The organism is Sediminibacterium roseum, assembly GCF_009939005.1.
GTDB classification, from domain to species: domain Bacteria; phylum Bacteroidota; class Bacteroidia; order Chitinophagales; family Chitinophagaceae; genus Sediminibacterium; species Sediminibacterium roseum.
This window is the reverse complement of record NZ_JAACJS010000015.1, coordinates 163,701-188,224: the sequence shown is the minus strand read 5'-3', so window position 1 is coordinate 188,224 and position 24,524 is coordinate 163,701. Positions and strand designations below refer to the sequence as shown.

Below are 24,524 nucleotides of genomic sequence, written 5' to 3'. Positions count from 1 at the left end.
CTGCATCAGCACCTGCGTTCCAGTCTTCCGAAGCAACCAGGTTGTAAGTGGTGCCGTTGGTAGAACTGTTTCCGTTTTTATTGAAGATGAGGTTGATTGCATTTTTATCCGTTGCATTGAGCCCGATTGCAAAACTGGTGGTACTGATCACATCAACACTGTTGCCGGTTAAAGTATAAGCGCCACCCTCACCAACGAAAGTAAGTTTGAGTGCATCAATGTCGTTGTTAGAACCCGAAGCGGAGAGGAAGCCACTGCCTGTTGCCGTCAGTATACCTGTTGACGCATTGTAAGAAACCGATGCAATGGCCGGTACCGCTACATTGGAAACGGTGATTGGTGTAACGGCATCCACGATCGGCACAGCCGCATCAGCACCTGCGTTCCAGTCTTCCGAAGCGATCAAGTTGTAGGCAATCGTGTTGGTAGAGCTGCTGCCATTTTTGTTTAAGATGAGGTTGATGCGATTTTTATCAGCCGGTTTAAGTCCGATGTTGAAAGTTGTTGCGTCAATCACATCAACGCTTCCACCCGTGAGGGTGTATGCGCCGCCCTCACCAACGATGGTAAGTTTGAGTGCATTGATGTCATTGTTAGAACCGGCCGCAGTAAGGAAGCCGGTTCCTGTTGCAGTCAGTACGCCCGAAGCTGCATCATACGAAACGGTTGCAATGCTTGGCACGGCAACACCGCTTACTGTAATGGCATTGATCGCATCAACGGTCACTGTAGTACTTGGATCCGCGCCTTCGTTCCAGTCTTCTGTTGCCTCGAGGTTATAGGCAACTCCATTTGTAGAAGAAGTACCATTCTTGTTGAAGATCAGGTTCACCGCCGCAAGATTGGCACCGGTTAATGTTACCTCGAAGCTTGTTGAAGAAAGGATATCAACTGCACCGGCTCCCGTCAGGTTGAGGGTAACACCCTCGCCTTTGAGGTTAAAATTGGTGACGTTGATGTCATTGCTGGAACCTGCTACAGCAAGGAACCCTGTACCTGTTACAACAAGTTTACCGGTACTTACATCATAGGTTGCGTCGGTGATGGTTGGTACCGCAACATTGCTTACTGTTATGGCGTTGCCTGCCATATCATCAATTCCTGCACCATCGGGTGCCTTCATAAAACCAGGCGCAGCGGCGAGGTTATAAGCAGTATTGTTCCCGGTTGATGTCAGTCCATTCTTGTTGAGTATTTTGTTTACAGCTTCTTTATCTGCCCCGTTTAATACGACAGTAAAACTGGACGCACTTGTTATCGCAACATTCGAAGGGGTGAGCTGCCGGGAGTCTCCGTCGTCGCCCTGAATGGTAAGCTTCGAAACATCCACATCATCGCCGCCATTGCTGGGAAAATCCGTACCGTTTACCACGAGTGTGCCGGTTGCTGCATCATACGTTGCATCGGTGATTACGGGGGCGAAAAATGAACGTACCGTTTTTGTGCTGTTCAGGTTTGATGAAACAACGGCCGCATTTTTAATAACGGCGCTTCCTTCTTCCGAAGGCGCTTTCACATTTTTACCAGTAAGATTTTTTGGAGCGGCCATTCCTGGCGTGAAAACGGAGCTTGCACATAGGGTTACAAGCAGCAGTAACGTTGCTAGACGGGAATTGGTATACATAAGCAGTTGGTCTATAAAAAAAATACTAAAAAACAAACCGTGGGGGGAGTCGTCTAATAGTCAGATCTTCTGCACAATCAAGCGTCACTGTTTTAACAAATCAGCGTTCAACGGAATTGGATTGTGGTGTAGTTATCAAATCCTAAAGGCACCGTTGGGAAACGTTACCATTCACTCACAGTTAACAAAATACGCCGTTGATAAAAACGGAACGAAAAGTATATAAAAACATTGTTACTCGTGCATTATTTTTTTTTGGCTGGGAGTTATTCACTTTTTGATAGATTTTTGTAAGGTGATTACTACAAAATATGCTGTTTTGTAGTGAGGATTTGAGTTGTTGTTGGAACTTACAATTACCCGCTTGATAAAAGCGTTTGTATTATTTTTTTGAATTCCCATTCCGTGATGGGTATGATGTTTTTTTGCCACAGATTGCACAGATTTACACGGATTTTTTCTGGTGCATAGAGCTTCCGAACAACAGAACAGGATCGCGGGGTTTACAATTGCCGATGTTCCTTCAATAACGCCGTGATCTCGTTCCGCTTATAATCTTCAAAATTTATCCTGGTTAGTCCTCATAAAAGAGTTTTGGATATACCGGATTTGCATTGTTCCATCCACCAAGCGATTTCCAGTTCGCGTTGTTTGTGCCGTTGCCTGTTGTCCAGCCTTCGGCAGCAGATGGCCATGCAGTAGCGCTGAATTTTTTTATGTCGGTGCCAGCAGGTAATGTGTTGCCCCAGTTCGCCACGGCGTAGGGTGCATTATCACCTGCGTTGTCCAGCCAGTAACACCTGAACACTGTGGTAACGTTAGGGTTACCCTTGCTCGCAAAACCGATCAGCCCACCAACATTACCGGAAGTAGAATTCAATGGCGCCGTATTAAAAGAATACTCCAATGAGTGGTTAAACGATGCTGACCCGATCACGCCTCCGATGATCACGTAAGGATTGTTGCCGCTAACGGTTATGGTTCCTTTGTTGTAACAATGAGACAATGATGCTACGGATGAAGTAGGAAAACCACCGATCACACCACCCACAATGGTGTTGCTGTTGTAAACCCGTGTTATGGCAACGGTTATATTACCCGTGTTGTAATTCTTGCCAATGGCAGCGCCTGCGTTCACATTTCCGGCCACGCCGCCTATTGCCGGCGCATTTATTCCTTCGGGAATGTTGACCGATATGAGTCCGTCGTTATAAGAGTTCATAACAGCGGCACATCTTCCGGCAATACCGCCAACTTCGTTGCCATCACTGCAGGTTATGTTTCCTGAATTGTGACAACCGGAAATACCTGCGGCTCCATATCCAACTATTCCGCCTGCGGTATTACCGGCTATAATGTTTCCTTTGTTGAAGCAGCCGGAAACGGGGAAATAACCATTCCCGTTTGGCATTCCGCCTGCAATGCCTCCAATCTTTGCGCCGCGAACAATACCTGCATTTGTGCAACTGTCAATTACGCAGCCTACATTAAATACAGCGCCTCCTGCTATTCCACCCGAGGTGCTGTTGGTGGCGGCGATCTCGCCGTAATTAGCACAGTTTTTTATGTAAACCGTTCCTCCACCGGTAACGCTGCCTCCCATTTCTCCAACGATGCCCCCTGCAAAAGCAACAGTACCGGAATTGGTTGAGAGCGAAGCATAGTTTTGACATCCTTTAATCGTAACACCACCCGTAGCCAGACCCGCAATGCCTCCAATGTTTGTTTTGCTCGAGGTTATACTTCCGGAACTTATGGTAATGTTTCTGACCTCAACAGGAAAACGGTTTCCGTTCAGGTAGCTGAACAATCCGCCCGGACTGCTATTTGAAACGGTTTGCTTTAAATTCTTAAGCTTGTGGTTGCCACCTTCGAACACACCATAGAAACCATCTGGCGAAGAATAGCCCAGTGCGGTCCATTCTTCATTCATCAGGTCGAGATCTGTTTTGAGTTCGTAACGCCCCCCAGGAGCAATTGCGTTTTTATTGATAAGCTGAAACTCTGCATAGGTTGCGATAGGAGTGAAGCCGCCAACAGGCGATCGGAAATTGAGTATCCCGTTGTTGTAATTAAGTATGATGCTGTCTCCTTCCGTTCTTCCGATCAGCAGGAGACTTTGGTTTTGAGGCGTAATGCTTTTTATGATCTTGTCTTTTGCAGCGCTTAACGGCAGTTTTGAAATACCTGCCAGGAAGCTTGCACTTGCAGAGGAGCCATCTGTATAAACAATGGTTGCGGTGCCGTTGAAAGTGCTGTTTTCGAACAGGATCACCATGGTGTTGGCATTGCTGTTGCCGCCGCCGTTGTTGCCGCCACCTCCATTGGTATTGCCGTTGTTGCTTGCTGGATTGGGCTCTCCATTTTTAGTACAGGCGATGGCCAGGAACGGTAACAATATAATGAGCGTTTTGCTTTTCACTTTTATTTGAATTTGGAAAGAGATGATTTGTGTTGATTGATTTTAAAACTGGCAAGTGCCCATACAGTTGTTTCCAAATTCTGAATCGAGAATTGCCTGGAACCTGTAATCGCTGGCATTGCAGGCAGATTGTGTACCATAATTGCCCGGCGCAACGCTTACGCCTCTGCAGTCGAATGAGCCGTCTTTCTTTTTAAACAATATGCGGATGTAAAGGGCTTTGGTACTGTTATTGGTAACCCGTACAGACAAGTCGTTGTTTCCCCCGCTTCCACAATTGTTGATCCACGTGCCTTGTGCAGTTACAGAAGCATTCATGTTGGTACAAGTGGGGGTGCTGCCGCTTCCGCCTCCCGTGCCCGCTCCGGAACCGCCGCCAGTGCCGCCGCCACCGTTGTTGGAGCCGGTTAATTGTACCTTCGAACATCCTCCTGCGGTTACATTGGTTGTGCCGCTCCATGTTTTACCTGAGCAGGAAGCAGAATAATTGTAAGTGCCCGCCGGGAGTGTAAAGTTTGCACTGCCGCTCGCTCCGCAGGTGGGTGTGGTGGCGCTATAAAAGGAAGTGATGGTTTTGCTTTGTCCATTTACCGAAACAGAGATGGTTCCGCATCCTAAATCGGAAGCGATCCAAAACATGGCATTTCCCGTACTGGAACTCCCGCTACCGCTGCCACTGCCGCTTCCACTTCCGTTTCCTGATCCGGTATTGGTAGTGGAATCAGTATCTTTTTCGCATCCCGCAAAACACAAATAGGTAAGGATGCAAAAAAGAAAAATGCTTGCTTTTTGCAGAGAATGTTTCATGGCTATTTATATTAGATTTTAAATGAAGGGCTTTCGCAGGGTCAGAGCCGATGCGGTTTATTGTAATGCAAATTGCTTTGCTGCGAAAAGAAATCAACTACCTATTAGTAGGTATTTTCCTTTTCCGAAGTGTTCCTTGTAACAAGTAAAAATGATGGTCGCCTCCGCAGAAATAGAGAAATTCAGCTCATTCCAACGTGAGTTCTGTTGTTCAGGAGATACCTGCGGAGACGTTCAGGAATCAGTTAATTTTTGAGGACGCTTTGGGGAGAATAAAGACTGACGAAAATAAGATTTTATCATTCGTTCCTGCAGCAAGTATCGGGGTTACATTTACCGTTGTTCCTGCAACAACCCCATAATCTCTTTCCACTCATAAACATTAAAGGCTGCCTCTTTCTTTTTGGCTGCAATTACCATTGCTTTTGCGAGATCTGTGCCTTCTATGCCACGGAACCTGCTGAGTGAACCAACGAAAACCGGGTTGATCAGTCGGAAGACGCCGATCAGGAATTTTTCAAGCGGCCTTTTTTCTTTCCTGTTTCCCATCAGCATCGAAGGCCGGAAAATATGTGTGTGCGCGAAGCCAACGGATGCAACATCCCGCTCGGTTTCTGCCTTGGTACGAATGTAAAAAATCTTTGAATCGGGGTTGGGGCCCACGGCACTTACCAGTACAAGGGTATCTGCGCCGTTTTCCTTTGTAATCGTGGAGGCGAGCACGGGATAGTCGTGATCCACCTCGTAATACTTCTTCTCATCCGGCGTGTTCTTTTTCGTGGTGCCGAGCGTAATAAAAACATCGTCGCCCACAAGTTGATCTTTTAAAGAGGGGAGCGACCGGAGATCCCCGATCAGTATTTTCAATTTGGGGTGATGAATACCGAGGTCTTTTCTTACTACAACAATCACCTGTGCATACGATTCATCACCCAGCAGTTCTTGCAACAACAAAGAACCGATGAGTCCGCTGGCGCCAAACAGAATCGCTTTTTTCATTGGGTGAAGGTAAACTTTTGGAGGGTGTTGCCACAGATTTCACGGATTGACACAGTTGACCGCTAAAGTTCCGATGTTTCCGTAAAAACTGTGTCAATCCGTGAAATCTGTGGCAAAATAAGAAGTATATTTTATGCACGCCCCGCAAAATCGATCACCTGTTGTACGATCCACACCAATCCCTCCTGTGTGGTCGGCTTGATAAAATACTCAAGTGCGCCCTTGTTCTTGCAGTTATCGAAATAAGTGGGCTGTACCGCGGTGCTCCATACGATCTTAGGGATATGGGTGAGCATTTCGTTTTCGCATAGCCTGTCGAGCAACTGGGGAGCCGTGAGGTGTGGCATGTTGTAATCCATTACTATGGCAGCAGGTAATTTTTCTCCGGTTATCCCGGATAGCCATTCCACCGCCTTTCTTCCGTCTGTGAACTCAACGAGCTCGGCGCCCGGCAGCAACCGGCCCAGGGCTTCCTTGAAAAGATCGCGGTCATCCGGGTCATCGTCTATCAATACAAACTTCTGGGGCATTGAATTTTATATAGGGGGTTGCAGACCTATTGGTCCTCAAAAATAGGAAAGTTGGTTTGCGTACGCTTACAGCTCCTGTTTTTTTAACTGATCGATGATGTATTCGGAGCTGCGCATCGACAAAGCAAGGATCGTCCAGGTAATGTTCTTATCCGCCTGCGATACAAACTGCGCGCCATCCGATACGAACAGGTTTTTGCAATCGTGCGCCTGGCTCCATTTGTTGAGCGCAGATTTTTTGGCATCGTTGCCCATCCTTGCCGTACCGGCTTCGTGGATGATCTTACCGGGGTTGGCCAGCCCGTAGTTGTTCTGCGGCCCATCGTTTCCCCCGCTTGTTACCACGGCGCCCAGGTTGTGCATGATTTCTTTGAAAGTTTCTTTCATGTGTTTCGCCTGGTTGATCTCGTGCTGGCTCCATTGGTATTTGAACCGCAGCACGGGAATGCCAAACTGGTCTACCACATCCGGATCTATCTCGCAGTAATTTGTCTCCAGCGGAATCGCTTCGCCGCGCCCTGCCATGCTCACCCTCGATCCATAAAAATAACGCTGGTCCTCTTTGAGCGAGGCACCATAACCGCCGGCTTCTTTCGCTTTACCGTTCACGAGGAACTTGCCGTTGAGGTTTTCAATTCCCATTCCAAAACCATACAAGGGCATACCCATTCCGCCGCCGTATTCAATATGATACCCTCTCGGGAAATCAAGCTTTTTATTATCCAGCCACCATGGCGAATAAACATGCATGCCGCCAACACCGTCTTCGTTGTAGCGTTTCCTGCCAAACAACGAAGGGATCACACCGCTCATCGAAGCGCCGGTGGAATCATGCAGGTATTTGCCTACCACATCACTGCTGTTGGCAAGTCCGTTGGGATGCCGTTGCGATTTGGAATTCAGCAGGATCCTCGATGTTTCGCAGGCGCTGGCGGCCAATATCACCACGCGGCCGGAAACCTGGTATTCCATCATATCCTTTTTATCAACGTACGAAACACCTGTTGCTAGTCCTTCTTTATTGGTCATCACTTCACGCGCCATGGCATTGGTAATGATATCGAGATTGCCCGTTTGCGCCGCGGGTTTAACCAGTACAGAAGAGGAAGAGAAATCCGCATAAACGGTACACCCGCGGTTGCATTGCGAGCAAAAGAAACACTCGCCACGTTCATCGTTTATTTTTTTGGTGAGGATCGACAAACGCGAGGGGATCACGGTAACACCGGCTCCCACCGCCGCTTTTTTGATCATCAGCTCGTGCATGCGCGGTTTGGGCGGGGGAAGAAAGAAACCGTCGGGATCATTGGGCAACCCTTCGTTTGTTCCGAAGATACCGATGAGTTTATCAACCCTGTCGTAATAAGGTTTTACGTCGTCATAACCGATGGGCCAGTCGTCACCCAATCCATCGATGCTGTGCCTTTTGAAATCTTTGGGCCCGAAGCGCAGGGAGATCCTGCCCCAGTGGTTGGTTCTTCCGCCGATCATCCTTGCGCGGAACCAATCCCATTTGGTATCGTCTTTCTGCGTATAGGGTTCGCCATCCAGTTGCCAGCCGCCGTAACAGGCATCAAAATCGCCATTCGACCTGAACCTGGAAGATGCGCCCCTCCGTGGCGATTGCCAGGGGTTTTTGAGTTGCGTTACATTAACAGCAGGGTCGTACATAGGCCCCGCCTCGATCAGACATACTTTCAACCCGGCTTTTGTAAGCGTATAAGCCGCCATTCCGCCACCGGCGCCTGAACCAACGATCACAACATCGTATGCTTTGGCATTTTTTTTAATGGATATCGTTTCTCCCATGCAGTTGTTTTAATAGGTGCGGAAAATTAAGTAATTATGTTTTAATACCAGGTTTAGTTGCCTGTGTATATTTATTGCAGACCGGTTGTTGTTTTTAACTTGTTTTTAAGTGAAGTAACAGATAGTGAAAGGTAATTTAGACCCGGAATTGTTGAACGGAACAGGGGCTATGGCCCGGGTAAGATACAAAAGGCAGGCAGTTAACACATAAAGCAAACAACGTGACCGAAAATCTTTCAGAGTCGATTTCGCTACCGCCGATCGTAGTGATCGACGACGACCAGGAGGATCTTGACCTGATCAGGTTGATAGGAAGAAAGCTGCAATCTCCCAATGAATTGCTGCTGTTCAACAACCCGGTAACTGCGCTCGACTACCTGCAGCGCGCAAGCCAGGAGCCGGCGCTGATCATTTGCGATGTGAATATGCCGCTGATCAATGGCTTCCAGTTCCGCTCCAGGTTGCTTGAAACGCTTCCTTCTTTTTTACAGGTGCCTTTTTATTTTCTCTCCACTTCAAAGAGCCCTCTTGAAACCCAGCATGCGCAGGAACTTAAAGTAAGCGGTTATTACCAGAAATCAGGCTCTTTTGAGGGTTTCCGCGACACTTTGAAAACCATCCTCATGCTGGCAGGGATCGCTATTTAACGGCCTTAAGCGCTTGCTTCCTTTTCAAAACCGATCAGTTCCATCGTTGTAATTTCCAGCGCCTTTGCAAGGCACAGCAATGTAATCAAAGTGATGTTGATCTTCCCGGCTTCTATCTTGGAGATCTTGCTGTTGTCGATATTGCAGACAGCAGAAAGCCCGCGCAGGCTCAGCCCTTTTTTTTCGCGGAGGGAACGAAGATGTCTCCCGAACTTTTGTAAGGTATGTTGATCTTTTTTGCTGATCATGAAGCAGGGGGAATTAATGCAGGCGCTTTCGTATGCAAGGTAGAGATGTATTTTTCAATCCCTGCTTATAAGTCAATTAAAAAGGGTGCAAATGCGTGTGAAAAGGCAAGGGGGCAACTGTTTGAGGGCATATTTTCCACAGAAATAAGATCCCGCGTTTTTGATCCTGCGGCACAATTATGGTGCTTATAAGGTAAACCCTATTTATGAAAGACAACAAAAAGAACCAGGAAGAGATAAAAGAGAACAAACCCACCCGCGCTTCTTTTCACCCGGGATCAACCACACAGGGTGGTTCCAATTTCGGGCAGGGCTCGGCCGGCCTTGGCAAACAAAGCATCAAACAGGGAACAGAAGCGGGCAGTGGCTCAAATTATGAAAACGAGCAGGGATGGAACAATGAGGCTTTGCGAACATCAGACAGCGATCCTGAACAACAAACCCCGAAAAGTGACTAGAACCAGGCAAGGATCGTGATTAGGGATAAGAACGATGCGGGTCTTTTATGGCCAAACCTTTGCGCCTCGGTTTCTTGTTCACGGTTGGGCAATTAAACTTCGGATTTGATTTTTTGTCAAACCTTCAAACCAATAAATCGATACGGTATGAAAAAGATAATCAAAGCGGGCCTGCTGGCCTTTGTGTTCTCAATGGTATTGGGATCGGTAGACGCACAGCGTATTTATGTTTCCGTGCGCCCGGCCCGCCCGGCCATCGTTGTGAAACGACCCGTTGCACCTGCAGTGGGACAAGTATGGGTTGATGAAGAATGGATCCCGCAGGGAAGAACCTATGTATGGCGCGGCGGATATTGGGCAGCGCCACCAAGGGCAAACGCAGTATATGTTCCAGGCCGCTGGGTTCACTCCAAACGCGGCCATGTTTGGGTGCGCGGTTATTGGAGATAATGGCCGGCAACAAACCTGAAAGAAATGAAGTTTTACCGCAAGCCCGGCAATCTGCCGGGTTTTTTGTGCGTGTACAAATAACAGCATCCTCACGGGGCAACCTTACCCCGTAAAATCCGTATCACAGGTAGGTCGTCGCCCCGAAAAAACACTGCCGTTGAACCCCGTATGAATGAGAGAAAACAGATCGTTCTTGTTAATGCCAATTTTGCGCGGGGCAATGCACTTTTTAATTATCTCAAAAAATATTCGCAGGAGTCCAGCGAGCGTTTTGTGTATTGGGACGAATTTGCTTTTTCAGTTGAGCCGCTACCGGAATCAGATGCGGTACTCGTATTCAACCAACCATCCTGCAGCATTGAAACGCATTGCGATCCGGGGAAAACGATCGCTTTTATGATGGAGCCAGGCGACCGCAATGAACATCCCTGGATGTTCAGGCAACTCGACCGGTATGCGGTTGTGTATTCGCCGATAAACCATTCGGCAAATACCATTTTATCCCACGGGTTTCTGGGATGGATGTTGGACGGGGATAGAAACTTTCTTGCAGACATGCCCGTTCCCGAAAAAACAAAAGCCGTTTCCTGCATCGCATCAAACCTCACACAGCTGAAGGGCCACAACGACCGCGTGCGTTTTGTAAACGAACTGAAGAAACAATTGCCCGCTATTGATTTTTTTGGAAAAGGGAGCAACTACCTGCCCGATAAAATGGATGGCCTGCGCGATTACTACTACAGCATCGCGATCGAAAACAGTTCGGCGCCGTATTATTTTACGGAAAAGATCAACGATTGTTTCCTTGCCTACACCGTTCCGGTTTACCATGGATGTAAGAACATCGGGAAGTTTTTTCCCGCAAAGGCATTCATCCAGATCGACATCAATGATCCCCGCAGCGCTATGCGTCAAATCCGGGAATGCCTTTTCAGAAACGATTGGCCCGAAAGGATCGAAGCATTGAAAGAAGCGCGTGAACTGGTACTTAACAAATACCAACCGCTTGCAGGCGCCGCTGCTGCGTTGCGGAACATTCAGCCATCGGGTAAGAAGAATTTCGAGATAACGCCGGTAACACCATCGTTGAAAAAAAGGATCAGTAATGCATGGTTTCAAATTAAACACGCAGGCGCTACCAGTAAATCTGTAAGCACCTAATTTTTTTCAAATACAATGCGAAGCAAGTTATTCAAAGACCTTTCTGCCAGTTCTGCCCAGGTGCTCGTGAACCAGCTGCTTGGCTTGCTCGTGTTTGTGATCACTTCATATTACCTGGATAAATCGGTATATGGCGAATTTAACTGGTCGCTGGCCGTGCTTACTTTTGTTACAACACTGCTCAGCCTTCGGCTCGAACAAGTGGTTGTAAAAAAGATAGCGGCAGGGGAAGATGCTTCAAAGCTATTGTCGGTTTTATGCGGGCACGTGTTTGTATCCGGCGTATTGTTTTACCTCTGCCTGCTTGCCGGCAGTTTTTTATTCCCCTCTTTTTTTACGCGCCATTCCTTGCTGCTCCTGCTGGCGGTAAGCCAGGTGCTTTCTTTTTTTTCGATGCCCTTTAAACAACTGGCTACTGGCAAAGAAAAATATAGGTGGCTGGCGGTAATGTCGTGTGCAGGCAACCTGGTACGTTCTGTGTTCCTTGTATCCGTGGTTCTGTTTGCATCGCTTACGGTACAACAGGTCATATGGGTTTACATAGTTTCGTCTGTGGCGGAATTGCTGCTCAGTGTATACCTCGTTCAGAAACATTTGAAAGTGCCCATGGCCGGATGGAGCAGCGGCGATTATCTTTCCCTTATCCGCGAATCCGTTCCGCAGATCGGTGTGGTGTTCCTGAACGCCTGTATCGCACGTATTGACTGGATACTGCTCGGTTTTTTTTCAACACAGGTAATCACTGCCGAATACAGTTTTGCATACAAAGTATTTGAGCTTTCACCGGTGCCATTGCTCATCATCGGCCCATTATTGCTCACGAGATTTTCAGCATGGTTTGGCAAACAGCCAACAGGTGTTTCGGAACGGCAGAAGAAGACCGCCTTCCTCATACGGATGGAAATGATCCTCGCCACTTTTTTTCCTCTGTTGTTGAATATCATCTGGTCCCCATTTGTAGACGCGCTTACGCAGAACAAATATGGAGCGGTGAACCAGCTTGTGTTTTTTTTACTTTCTGCGGCCATCCCTTTTCAATACCTCATCAACGTATTCTGGAGCATGCATTTTGCGCAGAACAGGTTAAAGATGATCTTCAGAACCACGTTCATTACGGCGTGTATCATCGTGTGCGGCGATCTTTTGATGATCCCGATGCTGGGTGGAAAAGGCGCCGCCGCCGCTTACCTGGTTGCTATGGTCGTTGAATGTATCATGTATGGCAACAGGATATCGTTTGTCGGCAACCGCGATAAATGGCTGCCGCTGGTTTTCTGTATTTCAATTGCGCTCCTCAGCGGCGGGTTTGCCCTGCTGCTGAACGTTCCGATTTTTGTGAAAGTTGCGGCGGCCGCGGCAGTTTATGTTGCGCTGCTGTTTGCTTCGAAACAATTGCAAAGAGCCGACCTGGTTTTCTTAAAACGCTGGCTGTTTCCCGTCACTGCTAAATACAAACCGGTATGAGGGCATCCGTTGTCGATAACATTTCGAAATGGTTGAGGGGAACAGACTGGAAACTGTTCCTGTTCCTTGTGCTTGTAATGAATGTAAAACTGGTTGTGAAGCTGGCCGCGGTTATTGCCATCCTGGTATTGGAAAGAAGATCGTTTTCGTTGCGCTCATTTCTTCTGCGGCCACCGGTGATCTTTTATTTGTTGATGATCGCCGTAGCGCTCATCAACCTGGCCATCCAATACCGCCATGTACACATGCCTTACCTGTTGGTGATGTCGATGGGGATACTGCTGTGGATCGTTCCTGCCTTTGCGTGTTACCAGGTATTCGGGTTGGTTCAAAAGGGCGATCAGGAAAAAATGCACCGGGCTGCCTCGCTTTTTTTTCTCGTACACATCGCACTGGTTTTTACGAGCCTGCTGCTGATCATTTTCGAGATCGGAACGGCCAATCCTTACACCTATAAAGGGTTGAACCAGAAATACTACATCAGCACCGGGGATTACATCCGCGGCATCACGTTCGATGATGCAGTTACAACTGCAATGATCGCCGGGTTTGGCGTTTTGTATTTCCTGTACCGCCGCCGTTTTTTTTATTCATTGCTTTGCATGACGGGCGTATTGATCATCTTCAGCAACCTCACCACTATCTTCCTGCTGTTGATCCTGGTATTCATCTTTATTTTTCGCTCAGACAAGGTGCAGAAAAGCATGGTATTCGTGTTCTGCTGTATGTTCATTGTTTTCATCACCACGGTATCGCCGCAAAACAACGAATATGTGGTGAGCTTTGTTTATAAGATGATCGGCAAGCCCTATTACCTGCCGCCTGTAAAGGTGATCACAAAAGAGGAGTTGAAACAAATGCCAGATAGCCTTTTAAGCTTCGAACAGTACAGGGAAAAAACGGGGTTGCTTTACATCGACAGCATCAGCAATGTCATCAAAACAATTGCGCCTGTTGTAGATACCACTGTAGCCACGCGAACAGACACAGCCGTTGTAATACAGAAAAAAATATTTAACGAGTACCGGCCCACCGAACAGGTGAAAGAAAAGGAAAACCGTTTTGCGGCTTTTCTTTCGGAACGGTATGCTGTTGGGCAAAAAGATTCGCTCAATAAAAAATACGATTGGAGCAAACCGGGTAAGTTGATTGCGGCGAAGCAGCTGGCTGGTTTTTACAGGGAACATCCATCTGAAAAATGGCTGGGTGCGGGGCTGGGAAATTTTTCCTCGCGCATTGCATTCAAATCCGCCGCGCTGGGAATTGGTGGGAGGTATCCTGCAAAGTATGCGTACCTGCATCCTTATTTCGTGGATGGCCATCTTTATGTGTATCTCTATTATCATGCCCAATGGCAGATCAATCACACGGCGGCGAACACGCCCGATTCTACGTATTTCCAGCTGGCCGGCGAATACGGGATCATCGGCGTTCTTATTTTTTTGTTTTTGTATGCCGGTTATTTTTCCTGGCGCTCGCGCGGATCAACCTTTGCGCTTCCGGTCTTGCTGCTCATGCTCGCTGCTTTTTTTGTGGAGTATTGGTTTGAAAGGATATCGATCGTTGTTCTTTTTGAATTTCTTGTATTTCTTGATCTGCGAACGGCGCACAAGGAGGGGCGGGGTCATGAATGAACCGCTGATCACTGTACTCATGCCTGCCTACAACGCAGGTAAATATATTGCGGAAGCGATCGAATCGGTGCTCAGGCAATCTTTTACCGCGTTCGAATTGCTGATCGTCGACGATGGTTCTTCAGACGATACGGTTGATGTGATTCGATCGTTTACCGATGAACGAATCATCTTGCTGAGCCAGTCGCATGGTGGTGTTTCAAAGGCATTGAACACCGGCCTGCAAAAGGCCCGGGGTAAATACGTTGCGCGTTTCGATTCGGATGATCTATGCTATGAACACCGTTTGCAAAGACAGTTCAGCTTTCTTGAAACGCATCCCGAATACGTTGTGGTAGGAAGCGATGCGGATTATATGCTTGAAAATGGCGAACATCTTTTTCATTTCAACTGCATCGCCCACTCGCACGAGGAGATTTCTGCCAAGCTTTATTTCTATTGCCCTTTTATCCATTCCGGTGTAATGTACAGGAGAGATGATGTGTTGAAGGCCGGCAGCTATTCCCTGCATGCACACAATTTCGAGGATTATTATTTATGGGTGCAACTCGCGCGCTGCGGAAAATTCTGCAACCTGCCGGAACCGTTGATCCGTGTGCGTTTCAACCCCGCGTCCGTTACGATAGACGAGCGCTGGCGCGGCGCGCGTTTCCGGAAGCTGAAACGGAATGCGATCCACCTGGGCAGCATTTCTCGCGAGGAAGGAGAAGAGATACGTTCCATCATTCTGAAACAGGATGTGAGCCGGATCAAACAGGGCGCCTATTATGCGTTGTGCGCGAAGAAATTTCTCACGGATAACTACCAGCCGCGCCGCGCACGCAGCTTTGCGGTAAATGCTTTCCGCATCAACCCGCTGCGGTTCGACAATTACGCACTGTGGTTGGTGAGTTTCCTGCCGCGCACCTTTATCCAGTGGCTCCATCATAAAACCCCGAATAAATTATGATCAGGGTTGCGATGATAACACGTTCTACTTTGTTCACAACAAGCGGCGGTGATACCGTTCAGGTCATGCAAACGGCAAAACACCTGCGCGAATTGGGTGTGCTGGTTGATGTCAAGCTCACAACGGAACAGATCGACTATGATCAATACAGCATGCTTCATTTCTTCAACATAATAAGACCTGCCGATATCCTGTATCATATTCACCGGTCCGGGAAACCGTATGTAGTGTCAACCGTTTTTGTTGACTACAGCGAATTTGAAAAACAGTACCGGAGCGGAATGCCCGGCATGCTGTTCTCTTTTTTTCCGGCGGATGGAATTGAATACCTGAAAACAATTTCACGCAGGCTATTGCTCCGCGATTCGCTGCGTAGCTGGTGGTACCTGGTAAATGGCCAGCGCCGGTCTGTTAAAAAAATAATAAACAATGCCTCGTTGCTGCTACCCAACTCCACATCGGAATACGACCGCCTCACCAAACGCTATTCTGTAAACACCAAACACGAGATCGTAACGAATGGCGTTGATGTAAGTTTTTTCAACTTTGAAAATACGCATGCGAAAAACGATCTGCTGGTGCTCTGCGTTGCGCGGATAGAAGGGATCAAAAATCAGTTGAACCTGATCAAAGCCATCAACGGAACAGAATACAGGCTGCTGCTGATCGGATCACCCGCACCTAACCAGTCTTCGTATTACAACGCTTGCAGGAAAGTTGCCGGTAACAATGTTTCGTTTATCGGGCAGGTAGGGCGGGAAGAGTTGCGGAAATATTACCAAATGGCAAAAGTTCATGTATTGCCCAGTTGGTTCGAAACCACTGGTCTAAGCTCGCTCGAGGCCGCGGTGATGGGATGCAACATTGTGATCACCGATAAAGGCGACACCAGGGAATATTTCGGCGACGCTGCTTTTTATTGTGACCCCTCTTCTCCGGCTTCTATCCACAAAGCCATCGATAATGCGGCGCATGCGCAGGTCAACACATCATTGCAACACAAAATAAGAACAATGCACACCTGGCAACAGGCAGCCGGCCAGACAAAGAACGCGTACTTAAAAGTAATTGAACAACCATGAAACTACGCATAGCCATAGCAGGCACACGGGGCATACCCAACCAGTACGGTGGGTTTGAACAGTTTGCACAATGCCTGTCAAAAGGATTGGTTGAGCGCGGTCACCTGGTAACCGTTTACAACACGCACGATCATCCTTACCAGAACAACGAATGGAACGGCGTGGAGATCATACACCGCAGGGATCTGAAATACCTGGGCACCGCGGGACAGTTTATTTACGACCTCAATTGCATCCGCCACGCACGCAAACGGAAATTTGATGTTTTGGTGATACTTGGATATACAAGCAGTTCTGTCTGGGGAAAGTGGTTCCCGAAGAAAACCGTGATCGTTACCAACATGGATGGGATGGAATGGAAAAGGTCGAAGTACAGCAAACCCGTCCAGTTTTTTTTGCGGTACGCTGAAAAACTTGCGATCAGGTTCAGCCACTACCATATCGCCGACTCGGTTGCGGTCAAACAATACCTGGAAAGCAAATATGGTGAGCCTGTACGTTTTATCTCCTATGGATCAGAGATCCCTTCGGTGGTTGACGACAGTATTTTGTTAAGGTACGGTCTCGCGAAAGACCAATATTACCTGCTCATCGCAAGAATGGAACCCGAGAACAACATAGAGGTCATATTGGATGGTGTTCACAAAAGAAATGATGGAAAGAAGACGATCGTGGTGGGCAATACTGAAAATAAGTTCGGTCGGGCAATGAAGTTGAAATTTGTGAACGATCCGCATATTGTTTTTGTGGGGGCGATCTACGACCGTGCTTCGCTCGATTCGTTGCGTGCCAATTGTCTGCTGTATTTCCATGGCCATAGTGTGGGTGGAACAAACCCTTCTTTGCTAGAGGCCATGTCCTGCGGCGCGGTGATCTGTGCGCACGATAACGAATTCAACCGGTGGGTGTTAGGAGAGGATGCATATTGGTTCAATGACGCCGCAGGGATCGCGGCGCTTGTAACAGATCAAAATAAAAATGCTTCAATGGCCATGGCAAATCTTGAAAAGATCAGGAAGAATCATTCATGGAAAAAGATCATTGATGAATACGAATCGATTTTTCTAAATGCATACTAACGGAATGAACGATCCATTTTTTATAAAAGCACGCGTTGCCGATAAGATCACTTATTATCACCTGGTGGTATTTGTGATCGCATTGCCGTTTGACCGGTTGTATAGCGAGCTTGCGCTGGGAAGTTTGTTCGTGCACACCCTTATCCATTTGCAAAGAAAGGATATGCGGGTGTTCGGATGGAAAGACCTGTTGGTTGCATCATCGGTATACCTGCTTACATTGGCAGCCACCGCGTATTCTCAATACAGGAGCGAAGCGTTTTCTGAATGGGAGAGGCAGGCAGCGTTGTTACTCTTCCCGCTGATCGTATTGCTGAACCGATTTGAATTCAGGCGGTATGTTTTGAATATTGTTCTCGCGTCCGCATTTGTTTGCGCATTGACGATCGTTTACCTGTATTTTTCGGCGTTCAGCAATATTGCGGCACACCATCTCCGGGTGTCGGCTATTTTCAGCAATGCTTTTCTCAATCATAATTTCGCTGCGCCGATCGATATGCATGCAACTTATTTCTCGATGTATATAACCCTGGGCGCTGCCGGATGTGTTTTTGCGTTTTTAGGGCCAGGTACAAAGACAAGGAAAGTTTTTTATGCGGCCATGTTTCTCGTCCTGCTAATGGGGCTCATCCAGCTCTCTTCCCGCGCTGTTCTTATTTCTTTTGCGGTGATCATGAATATTGTCGTTCCCTGTTTCTGGATCGGCGCTGTAAAACGAAAGCGTTATGTCCTGGTTTCGCTGCTGGCCACGGCTGCTTTGGCTTTTGTTCTCACAAAGACCGAAGCCCTGAAAACAAGGTTCACTGTTGAATTAAAAGAAGACCTAACCAAAAGCGATGCCACCAATAACCTGCTCGAACCGCGTGTTGCACGCTGGTCGGCTGCGAAAGATCTTATGCTGCAGTCGCCGGTGTATGGGCATGGCAGCGGAAGCGAGATCCCTTTGCTCAGGGAAGTTTATTATGAACACAAATTGTACAATTCTTTCCTGAACTACCTAAACATACACAACCAGTACCTGAGTATGGTCATCAAAACCGGCCTGATCGGGTTATCTGTTTTGTTGTTCACGCTTTGTGCCGGTTTTAAAAGAGCGGTACAGCGAAGGGATGGATTGTTCTTTTCTTTCCTCGTGATCGTTTCCATCGTATGTTTCTCAGAAAATGTGCTGGATGGGAACAAAGGGATCTTCTTTTTCGCCGCTTTTTATTCCCTGTTTTATATTGATAAGAAACGAATGGCTACTCAAAAATAAAATTGTTGCAGTAAGTGCCGGAAGATGTGTCCTGGTGGTAAGAGATGTCAAAATCTGAAATCGGATGTATCGCGTCGTTCATAATGAAGTGCCCCTTGTAACCGATCTGTTTAAGAAAATCGAATGTTGTCATCACCGCCTCTTCTCCCACAAACCGCGCCTCAGATTCAAACAATAGTTTGGGCCTGTATTTTCTTAAGGTCTGTTCTGCTCCTTTGAATACAGACAATTCATTTCCCTCAACATCTACTTTTATAAGATCGGGAACAATGCGCAGGTGACTGCAATACTCATCCAGCCGAATGGTTTTTACTTCTTCTTTCAACTGGAAATCGAAAGACATATGGCTCTCGATGATCGTTGCGCAGGGGGAAGAATGTCTTCCATTGTTAAACGGAACGCACAACAGCGCCGCCCCGGTTTTGTCTGATACTGCGGCCGGCTCGATCGTTACATTGGTCCAGTTGAACAGGTGCTGTAGTTTTGAAAGATACCTGTAAAGAATGGATTGCGGTTCAAACGCATATATCTTTCCGCTTGCGCCGAGGCGTTCGAGAAAGAAATAAAGATAGCCCGCCTTGTGTGCACCGATGTCGAACACCGTATCTCCCGGTCTTACATGTTTCCTGATGTAGGCAACGCCGCCTTTGTCTTCCTTGAACTGGTATTTTTCTGCGCGGTGCTGCAACCTTAATTTTTCAACCGGGCGAGCGATCAGGTCAGGTATTGAAAGATGGTCTACCTGGTGTTTCTGTATCGGGTATATTTCAACAACCTGCATCGGCGTCAATTGTGAATGGTTTGTCCTGCATTATTGCTGATGTGTAATGTATCCTGCACCTGTTTCCCACCGGCGATGATCTTCTGCAGTATTGTATAAATACAGATGCGTATATCCATCGCGAAGCCCATATTTGAAATGTAGTGGTTGTCCCAGAGATAACGCATACGCACACTGTCTGCCGTTGTGGCCGGCCCGTGGTATCCCTTGATCTGCGCGAGACCCGTAAGGCCGGGTCTTACCAGGTTTCTCGATTTGTAGTTCGGTACCAGCGCAGAGAACTTCCTGCAGTCGGTATGCATGTGCGGACGCGGGCCCACCAGGCTCATGTCTCCTTTCAGTATGTTGAAGAATTGCGGAAACTCATCGATGTTTGATCTCCTCAGAAAAGCGCCAAGCGCAGTTATGCGGATGTCGTTCTCAAGTGCAGGCAAAAGATCTGCTTCGGCATTGGCCACCATTGTTCGCAGCTTATAACAACGGAACGTTTTTCCGCCACGCCCAACGCGTTTCTGCACAAAGAAAACGGGCCCTCCCGATGTGGTCCTGATCAGCAGCCAAAGAACAGGAAGCAGCCAGCTCAGCACCAGCAGGATAAACGAAAGAGAAAAAACGATGTCGAACAAACGTTTTGCAAGAAAGTAATTTCTCTTGCCATCTACCTGGTCCCTCAACCGGGTGATCTTCGGAACTACGCGTAGGTTCGGCGTCAGGATGTTGACGGCCGAAATGCTTGCATTGTCTGACATTGAGTATGATCTTACGGTGTTCGGGGCTTACCCGACTGATTCGTAAAAAGAGCCATAGCGGTTGCCTCAAATATTTTTTTTTGTTACCGTGAAATATGGTCATTTTGATAAGGCGAAACGAACGCTTACTCAATCATTTTTTTGGATGCCGCAAACAGTATATTAAGGGCCATCGCTTATTTCGATGTGTTCCGTTACCCGGTAACGGCGGGTGAAATATTTCTTTTCATGGACAGGCCCATAAGCCACGCTGCGCTTTGTGCGGAACTGGATCACCTGTTGGAAACAAAAAAGATCTTCCGTCTTGGCGAATATTATTCGCTGCAGAACGAACCCGGACTTGAGCAGCGCCGCATACTCGGAAACAACCGTGCAATGGGATTGCTTCTTACGGCACATAGGATAGGCCGCACATTGTACAAGTTTCCTTTTGTGAGAGGCGTTGGCATTTCGGGATCTCTTTCAAAAAATTACGCAGATCCGGATGCAGATATCGATTACTTTATCATTACCTCGAAAAACCATCTCTGGATAGCGAGAACATTTCTGCATGCCCTCAAGAAATTGAGTTTTCTTGCCGGGAAGCAACACTGGTTCTGTATGAATTATTTTGTAGACGAAGAAGCACTGTTGATTGCCGAGAAAAATGTTTTTACAGCAACGGAAGTAGTGACCCTCAAACCCGTTTGCGGTGCAAAAGGGTTGCAGTCTTTTTACAATGCAAATCTCTGGGCGATTGACTATTTTCCCAACCATGCCCCTATAGCGTTTGCAGAGACCCGGCGCAAACCGTTCCTGGTCAAAAGCTTTTTGGAGAAGCTGATGAACAATCGTCTTGGAAACAGCATCGACAATGCCCTGATGCGCATCACTGCAAAACGATGGGCAAAAAAGGAAGAAAATCACCAGCTCAACAGTAAAGGCAACCCGCTGGCACTGATCGCCGGTAAACATTTTGCCCGTCCCAACCCGGAGCACTTCCAGAAAAAGATCATGAACAGTGTGGAAGAGAGAATTCAGCGGATAGAGAATGATGTTTTGTCAAATGAAAGCTCCGCTCACTTTTTTCGCAGCGAAATAATGTAATAATCACCGATCGATCTCCATGGCATGGCAAAACGCAGCCTGTTTTCCATCCTGCACAGGAACGAATACAGGCCCCGGCGCTTTTCTGCAAATCCTTCTATGTACGACGGTGGAACGAGGGTGCACAAACCTTCCAGCAACACAACCTCGAAATCTTTTGCCAATTGTTTTTTGATAAAGGAAGGATTGTAATACCAACACCTGAAATATTCACCCTCGATGTGCGAACGCGCACCTTTTTTACCAGCGAACCTGCGTAAGGCGGTTTTTATCTTACCCCGGAACAATAAAAGAAATTCCCATAAACAGAATTTTGGGAGAACAACAAGTGTGACCATCCCGTTTTCTTTCAACAGGGGTGAAAGCGAATGCAGAACTTTATCAAGCCGGTCGGTACAATTCAAACCTGCAAAGTTGGAAAACACGTGGTCATACAACGCTGTTGTTTTCAGATTTTCAAGTGAGGTAAAACTGCAAACCTCGTTTGTTATCTTTTCATTCAACCCCCGCGCGTTTACTTTTTTTTGAAGTTGCTCCTGCATTGCTTCTGAAATATCTGTTGCGTGGATTGTATGGCCATGCCCTGCAAAAAAAACAGCGTCTTCGCCTGTACCGGCGTTCAGCTCAAGGATATGGCTCCCGGGTTTGAGAAAATGCTGAACGTGTTTTCTTACCCGGTCCCTCTTGTATTGAATGATGGTATCGCCTGAATACATCTCATCAAACAAAGCGGCCTGCCTGTTAAAAGCGTTTGCTGCATGTATTTCGTTTGATGTATCCATCAGTTGTGTTCGAGTTGTTTCATTTTCAGTTTTGCATAAACTGCTGCCGGTGCATAATACAGGATCGATGCCGTTCTTTTGATCCCCGGAAAACTGATGTTGAACCGCAGCAATGCCCGGGCAGCGTCGAGCGCAAGGTGTGTCCTGTATGTTTGATGAACGTACCGGTGAAGCTGTTTGTAGAAACCCGGATTAAATGTGTTCCTGAACATCATCTGCAATTCATCTGAATCTGTCCAGTTGGTTTTTTGTTTCAGGTCTGCTTTCACCTTATCATAAAAAACGGTGCCTGGAAGCGGGTACGATACCGAGATCCCGATACTGTGTGGCAGCAGTTGATTGATCATATCTATTGTTTGCCGGATGTCTTTTCCCGTTTCACCCAGGTAACCAAATTGTATGAAGAAAGAAGGTTTGATCTTGTGTTTCTTCAACAACAGGGTTGCTTCTTTGATCTGCCCCGTGGTTATGCCTTTGTCCATCGCATCCAGTATCCTCTGCGAACCGCTTTCGGCTCCCATCCACACATTGTCGCAGCCGGCGCGCGACAAGTCCTTCACGTAGTTCTCCTGCAACAGCAGGTCTGCCCGCGACTGGATCTTGAATCCGAACCGCAGGTGGTTTGATTCGACCAGGTCCGCAAAACGCTCTACCCATCCGGGTTTTAGGCCGAAGATGTCGTCGCAGAACCAGATGTGATCGAAGTTGAATTGTTGTTTGAGGAACAACAGTTCCTTTACTACATTTTCGGGAGAACGGGAGTTGTAACGGTTGCCATAGATCGGTTTTGCGCACCAGTTGCATTTGAACGGGCAGCCACGGGTGGTGCCTGTGTTCATCGAAAAATAGCCGCTGCTCTTCATCCACATGTTCCGGTATGGTTCAATGTTCACCAGGTCCCAGGCAGGCATCGGCAGGGTATCAAGATCCCTGATCACGGGTCTTCGTTGTGTTTTGATAACGCTGTTTCCCGTTTTATAGGCAATGCCCTGGATCTCGTTCAGGTTGTTGTTGCGGGTTGCGAGCGACTGCGTCAATGCAAGCAATGTGTGTTCCGCTTCGCCTAGCAAAACAAAATCGGCGCCTTCATCCAGGTATGCTTCGTAATGATCGGTGGAGTCTGAACTCGATACAATAACGATGCAACCTTTTTCTTTCGCGATCCTGCACATTTTAAAAGCGGCTTCGCGCATGTTGGTAAGACACATTTTGGTGAGATAATTGAAACCATCATCGTAGATCACGAAAAAATCGGGCAGCGTTTCTTCAAGCGGCGAAATGATCTCTTCTGCTTTTTTTGAAAACATGGTATCGAAAAACGAAACATCGTATCCGTTGTCGCGCATCAATGCTGCTGCGTACAGTGTTCCAAGCGGCGCATAGGGTTGGCCCGTTTCCCATTGTTTGGGATCGAAATGCATGAAATAGGAATGTGTAAACAGTATCCGGTTCATATGTTAGACCAGTTGGGCGCGTGGCGGCAGGTTAAGGTAACAGACGCATTTTAAACAGGTTTCGGTCTTGTCCATATCCAGTTCTTTGCGGAAACGGATCGCTTCCTCGCTGTTCAGTATCTCTTCAAATGAACGGTCCCTGATGTTGCCAAAGGATTCGTGAAAGAAACAGGGCCTCACATTACCATCCGCCTCTATCACAGCAGAAACCCAGGGGGCATTGCATTTTTTATATGGGAAATCATTCCTTCCGTACAACGCGCTGTAATGGTCGTGTATCTTCTGGATCTTCAACGCAGGCTCTGCAACAAAGCGGTTGGCAAACAGGCCGGCGTATTGTTGAATGATGTGATCGATCACCTCCTGCATTTCCATGAGCTCAGGTTCTGTTGGCAGCAACTCATCCTGCCGGTTTTTGTCCCATAAAGTTGCACGGTTGAATGCATGGCTGCTGATATCAGCCGGGAGAAAACTGACCTGGTCCAATCCCATTTCCCGTGCCGTTTCAATGATTGCGGGCCATTTGCGGAAATTCATTTTATGGATCACTGTTCTTGCGGTCACCCTGTAATATGGGTTCAATGATTTGAGATATTGAACGCCCTCTTTCAGTTTTGAGAACGCCGAAGGAATGTTCCTGATGCGGTTGTGCAATATTTCATCGCCGTCCAGTGAGACAACCAGGTCGTTCGTCCATTTCAGCAATTGTGTTGCGTTCCGCTGTAATGTGATGCCGGTCGACAAAACGCTGATGCGTATGTTCTCGCTTTTTAATATTTCACAAAGACGGAAAAAATTCGGGTTGAGCAACGCTTCTCCGCCCGACATCAGCACTTGTTGCGTGCCAAAACGTTTAAGGGCATACATGAGCTTTTCTACATCTTTTGCTGTAAGCTGTTTCAGGTTTTTATTTCCTTTCCAGATATCGCACATAACACACTGGCAGTTGCACGCGCTGTGCGGCATCAGTATCACCACCGGCAAGGCGCTGATGCGATGCGTTTGCAGGGTGCGGTAACGTTTATAGGTATGTGTGATGGATTGGACGGTCATG

Annotated in this window: 23 protein-coding genes; 11 read left to right on the top strand and 12 right to left on the bottom strand. The window is 47.5% G+C overall.

Annotation, left to right across the window (positions count from 1 at the left end; all coding sequences use genetic code 11):
* The 6 genes from GWC95_RS11965 to GWC95_RS11940 form a co-directional block, all read right to left on the bottom strand.
* Nucleotides 1-1,549 (bottom strand): hypothetical protein (locus GWC95_RS11965; protein ID WP_202630283.1); only part of this gene is annotated, 1,549 nt, incomplete at its 3' end.
* 649 nt (nt 1,550-2,198) lie between these two features.
* The gene (locus GWC95_RS11960; RefSeq protein WP_161818964.1) at nt 2,199-4,046 is read right to left on the bottom strand and encodes a hypothetical protein; all 1,848 of its coding nucleotides are present in this window, start codon (nt 4,044-4,046) and stop codon (nt 2,199-2,201) included.
* A 42-nt stretch (nt 4,047-4,088) separates the two neighbouring features.
* Nucleotides 4,089-4,853: a hypothetical protein gene (locus tag GWC95_RS11955; protein WP_161818963.1), complete on the bottom strand. Its 765-nt coding sequence runs from the start codon at nt 4,851-4,853 to the stop codon at nt 4,089-4,091.
* 333 nt (nt 4,854-5,186) lie between these two features.
* Entirely contained in the window at nt 5,187-5,852 is a 666-nt protein-coding gene (locus tag GWC95_RS11950; RefSeq protein WP_161818962.1) for an NAD(P)H-binding protein, read from the bottom strand.
* Nucleotides 5,853-5,983: 131 nt separating this feature from the next.
* Nucleotides 5,984-6,382, bottom strand: coding sequence for a response regulator (locus GWC95_RS11945; protein ID WP_161818961.1), 399 nt, complete (start codon nt 6,380-6,382; stop codon nt 5,984-5,986).
* Nucleotides 6,383-6,448: 66 nt separating this feature from the next.
* The gene (locus GWC95_RS11940) at nt 6,449-8,191 is read right to left on the bottom strand and encodes a GMC oxidoreductase (RefSeq protein ID WP_161818960.1); all 1,743 of its coding nucleotides are present in this window, start codon (nt 8,189-8,191) and stop codon (nt 6,449-6,451) included.
* 221 nt (nt 8,192-8,412) lie between these two features.
* Between GWC95_RS11940 and GWC95_RS11935 the strand changes: the two genes are divergently transcribed.
* Nucleotides 8,413-8,838 carry a response regulator gene (locus tag GWC95_RS11935; RefSeq protein ID WP_161818959.1) on the top strand — a complete coding sequence of 142 codons (426 nt, stop codon included), beginning with the start codon at nt 8,413-8,415 and terminating at the stop codon, nt 8,836-8,838.
* Between the two features lie 5 nt (nt 8,839-8,843).
* Here GWC95_RS11935 and GWC95_RS11930 read toward each other — a convergent pair whose 3' ends face one another.
* Entirely contained in the window at nt 8,844-9,086 is a 243-nt protein-coding gene (locus GWC95_RS11930; protein WP_161818958.1) for a helix-turn-helix domain-containing protein, read from the bottom strand.
* Between the two features lie 206 nt (nt 9,087-9,292).
* Between GWC95_RS11930 and GWC95_RS11925 the strand changes: the two genes are divergently transcribed.
* The 9 genes from GWC95_RS11925 (at nt 9,293) to GWC95_RS11885 (ending at nt 18,618) form a co-directional block, all read left to right on the top strand.
* Complete coding sequence (locus GWC95_RS11925) at nt 9,293-9,544, top strand: hypothetical protein (RefSeq protein ID WP_161818957.1); 252 nt, start codon at nt 9,293-9,295, stop codon at nt 9,542-9,544.
* 147 nt (nt 9,545-9,691) lie between these two features.
* A complete protein-coding gene (locus GWC95_RS11920) occupies nt 9,692-9,994 on the top strand; it encodes a YXWGXW repeat-containing protein (protein ID WP_161818956.1) in 303 nt (100 codons plus the stop codon).
* A 168-nt stretch (nt 9,995-10,162) separates the two neighbouring features.
* Entirely contained in the window at nt 10,163-11,155 is a 993-nt protein-coding gene (locus tag GWC95_RS11915) for a glycosyltransferase family 10 domain-containing protein (protein ID WP_161818955.1), read from the top strand.
* Between the two features lie 15 nt (nt 11,156-11,170).
* On the top strand, nt 11,171-12,619 hold the full coding sequence (locus GWC95_RS11910) for an oligosaccharide flippase family protein (protein ID WP_161818954.1): 1,449 nt from the start codon (nt 11,171-11,173) through the stop codon (nt 12,617-12,619).
* Nucleotides 12,616-14,253: a hypothetical protein gene (locus GWC95_RS11905; RefSeq protein ID WP_161818953.1), complete on the top strand. Its 1,638-nt coding sequence runs from the start codon at nt 12,616-12,618 to the stop codon at nt 14,251-14,253. Before GWC95_RS11910 ends, GWC95_RS11905 begins: the two co-directional genes overlap by 4 nt.
* On the top strand, nt 14,246-15,202 hold the full coding sequence (locus tag GWC95_RS11900) for a glycosyltransferase family 2 protein (RefSeq protein WP_161818952.1): 957 nt from the start codon (nt 14,246-14,248) through the stop codon (nt 15,200-15,202). The genes GWC95_RS11905 and GWC95_RS11900 overlap by 8 nt, the downstream gene beginning before the upstream one ends.
* Nucleotides 15,199-16,284: a glycosyltransferase family 4 protein gene (locus GWC95_RS11895; RefSeq protein ID WP_161818951.1), complete on the top strand. Its 1,086-nt coding sequence runs from the start codon at nt 15,199-15,201 to the stop codon at nt 16,282-16,284. The genes GWC95_RS11900 and GWC95_RS11895 overlap by 4 nt, the downstream gene beginning before the upstream one ends.
* The gene (locus GWC95_RS11890) at nt 16,281-17,363 is read left to right on the top strand and encodes a DUF1972 domain-containing protein (RefSeq protein WP_161818950.1); all 1,083 of its coding nucleotides are present in this window, start codon (nt 16,281-16,283) and stop codon (nt 17,361-17,363) included. The genes GWC95_RS11895 and GWC95_RS11890 overlap by 4 nt, the downstream gene beginning before the upstream one ends.
* Before the next feature lie 4 nt (nt 17,364-17,367).
* Nucleotides 17,368-18,618: an O-antigen ligase family protein gene (locus GWC95_RS11885; protein WP_161818949.1), complete on the top strand. Its 1,251-nt coding sequence runs from the start codon at nt 17,368-17,370 to the stop codon at nt 18,616-18,618.
* Here GWC95_RS11885 and GWC95_RS11880 read toward each other — a convergent pair.
* Together GWC95_RS11880 and GWC95_RS11875 are read right to left on the bottom strand one after the other, a co-directional pair.
* The gene (locus tag GWC95_RS11880; RefSeq protein ID WP_237722145.1) at nt 18,605-19,399 is read right to left on the bottom strand and encodes an FkbM family methyltransferase; all 795 of its coding nucleotides are present in this window, start codon (nt 19,397-19,399) and stop codon (nt 18,605-18,607) included. The two genes, GWC95_RS11885 and GWC95_RS11880, sit on opposite strands and share 14 nt — an antisense overlap.
* A 5-nt stretch (nt 19,400-19,404) precedes the next feature.
* Nucleotides 19,405-20,148 carry a sugar transferase gene (locus GWC95_RS11875; protein WP_161818947.1) on the bottom strand — a complete coding sequence of 248 codons (744 nt, stop codon included), beginning with the start codon at nt 20,146-20,148 and terminating at the stop codon, nt 19,405-19,407.
* A 141-nt stretch (nt 20,149-20,289) separates the two neighbouring features.
* Here GWC95_RS11875 and GWC95_RS11870 point away from each other — a divergent pair, with 141 nt between their 5' ends.
* The gene (locus GWC95_RS11870; protein ID WP_161818946.1) at nt 20,290-21,234 is read left to right on the top strand and encodes a hypothetical protein; all 945 of its coding nucleotides are present in this window, start codon (nt 20,290-20,292) and stop codon (nt 21,232-21,234) included.
* Here the strand turns inward: GWC95_RS11870 and GWC95_RS11865 are convergent.
* Genes GWC95_RS11865 through GWC95_RS11855 form a run of 3 tightly spaced genes read right to left on the bottom strand, consistent with a single transcriptional unit; the run spans nt 21,207 to nt 24,523 of the window.
* Nucleotides 21,207-22,016, bottom strand: coding sequence for a class I SAM-dependent methyltransferase (locus tag GWC95_RS11865; protein WP_161818945.1), 810 nt, complete (start codon nt 22,014-22,016; stop codon nt 21,207-21,209). The two genes, GWC95_RS11870 and GWC95_RS11865, sit on opposite strands and share 28 nt — an antisense overlap.
* Entirely contained in the window at nt 22,016-23,470 is a 1,455-nt protein-coding gene (locus GWC95_RS11860) for a B12-binding domain-containing radical SAM protein (protein WP_161818944.1), read from the bottom strand. Before GWC95_RS11860 ends, GWC95_RS11865 begins: the two co-directional genes overlap by 1 nt.
* 3 nt (nt 23,471-23,473) lie before the next feature.
* Nucleotides 23,474-24,523: a radical SAM/SPASM domain-containing protein gene (locus GWC95_RS11855; protein ID WP_161818943.1), complete on the bottom strand. Its 1,050-nt coding sequence runs from the start codon at nt 24,521-24,523 to the stop codon at nt 23,474-23,476.
* Nucleotide 24,524: the final 1 nt, after the last annotated feature.

Bases quoted from the DNA above. Each gene is read 5' to 3' on its own strand.
- GWC95_RS11900 (WP_161818952.1), top strand. From the start codon at position 14,246: ATGAATGAACCGCTGATCACTGTACTCATGCCTGCCTACAACGCAGGT.
- GWC95_RS11905 (WP_161818953.1), top strand. From the start codon at position 12,616: ATGAGGGCATCCGTTGTCGATAACATTTCGAAATGGTTGAGGGGAACA.
- GWC95_RS11875 (WP_161818947.1), bottom strand. From the start codon at position 20,148: ATGTCAGACAATGCAAGCATTTCGGCCGTCAACATCCTGACGCCGAAC.
- GWC95_RS11890 (WP_161818950.1), top strand. From the start codon at position 16,281: ATGAAACTACGCATAGCCATAGCAGGCACACGGGGCATACCCAACCAG.
- GWC95_RS11940 (WP_161818960.1), bottom strand. From the start codon at position 8,191: ATGGGAGAAACGATATCCATTAAAAAAAATGCCAAAGCATACGATGTT.
- GWC95_RS11885 (WP_161818949.1), top strand. From the start codon at position 17,368: ATGAACGATCCATTTTTTATAAAAGCACGCGTTGCCGATAAGATCACT.
- GWC95_RS11880 (WP_237722145.1), bottom strand. From the start codon at position 19,399: ATGCAGGTTGTTGAAATATACCCGATACAGAAACACCAGGTAGACCAT.
- GWC95_RS11930 (WP_161818958.1), bottom strand. From the start codon at position 9,086: ATGATCAGCAAAAAAGATCAACATACCTTACAAAAGTTCGGGAGACAT.
- GWC95_RS11955 (WP_161818963.1), bottom strand. From the start codon at position 4,853: ATGAAACATTCTCTGCAAAAAGCAAGCATTTTTCTTTTTTGCATCCTT.
- GWC95_RS11855 (WP_161818943.1), bottom strand. From the start codon at position 24,523: ATGACCGTCCAATCCATCACACATACCTATAAACGTTACCGCACCCTG.
- GWC95_RS11895 (WP_161818951.1), top strand. From the start codon at position 15,199: ATGATCAGGGTTGCGATGATAACACGTTCTACTTTGTTCACAACAAGC.
- GWC95_RS11915 (WP_161818955.1), top strand. From the start codon at position 10,163: ATGAATGAGAGAAAACAGATCGTTCTTGTTAATGCCAATTTTGCGCGG.
- GWC95_RS11925 (WP_161818957.1), top strand. From the start codon at position 9,293: ATGAAAGACAACAAAAAGAACCAGGAAGAGATAAAAGAGAACAAACCC.
- GWC95_RS11950 (WP_161818962.1), bottom strand. From the start codon at position 5,852: ATGAAAAAAGCGATTCTGTTTGGCGCCAGCGGACTCATCGGTTCTTTG.
- GWC95_RS11920 (WP_161818956.1), top strand. From the start codon at position 9,692: ATGAAAAAGATAATCAAAGCGGGCCTGCTGGCCTTTGTGTTCTCAATG.
- GWC95_RS11865 (WP_161818945.1), bottom strand. From the start codon at position 22,016: ATGGATACATCAAACGAAATACATGCAGCAAACGCTTTTAACAGGCAG.
- GWC95_RS11910 (WP_161818954.1), top strand. From the start codon at position 11,171: ATGCGAAGCAAGTTATTCAAAGACCTTTCTGCCAGTTCTGCCCAGGTG.
- GWC95_RS11860 (WP_161818944.1), bottom strand. From the start codon at position 23,470: ATGAACCGGATACTGTTTACACATTCCTATTTCATGCATTTCGATCCC.
- GWC95_RS11945 (WP_161818961.1), bottom strand. From the start codon at position 6,382: ATGCCCCAGAAGTTTGTATTGATAGACGATGACCCGGATGACCGCGAT.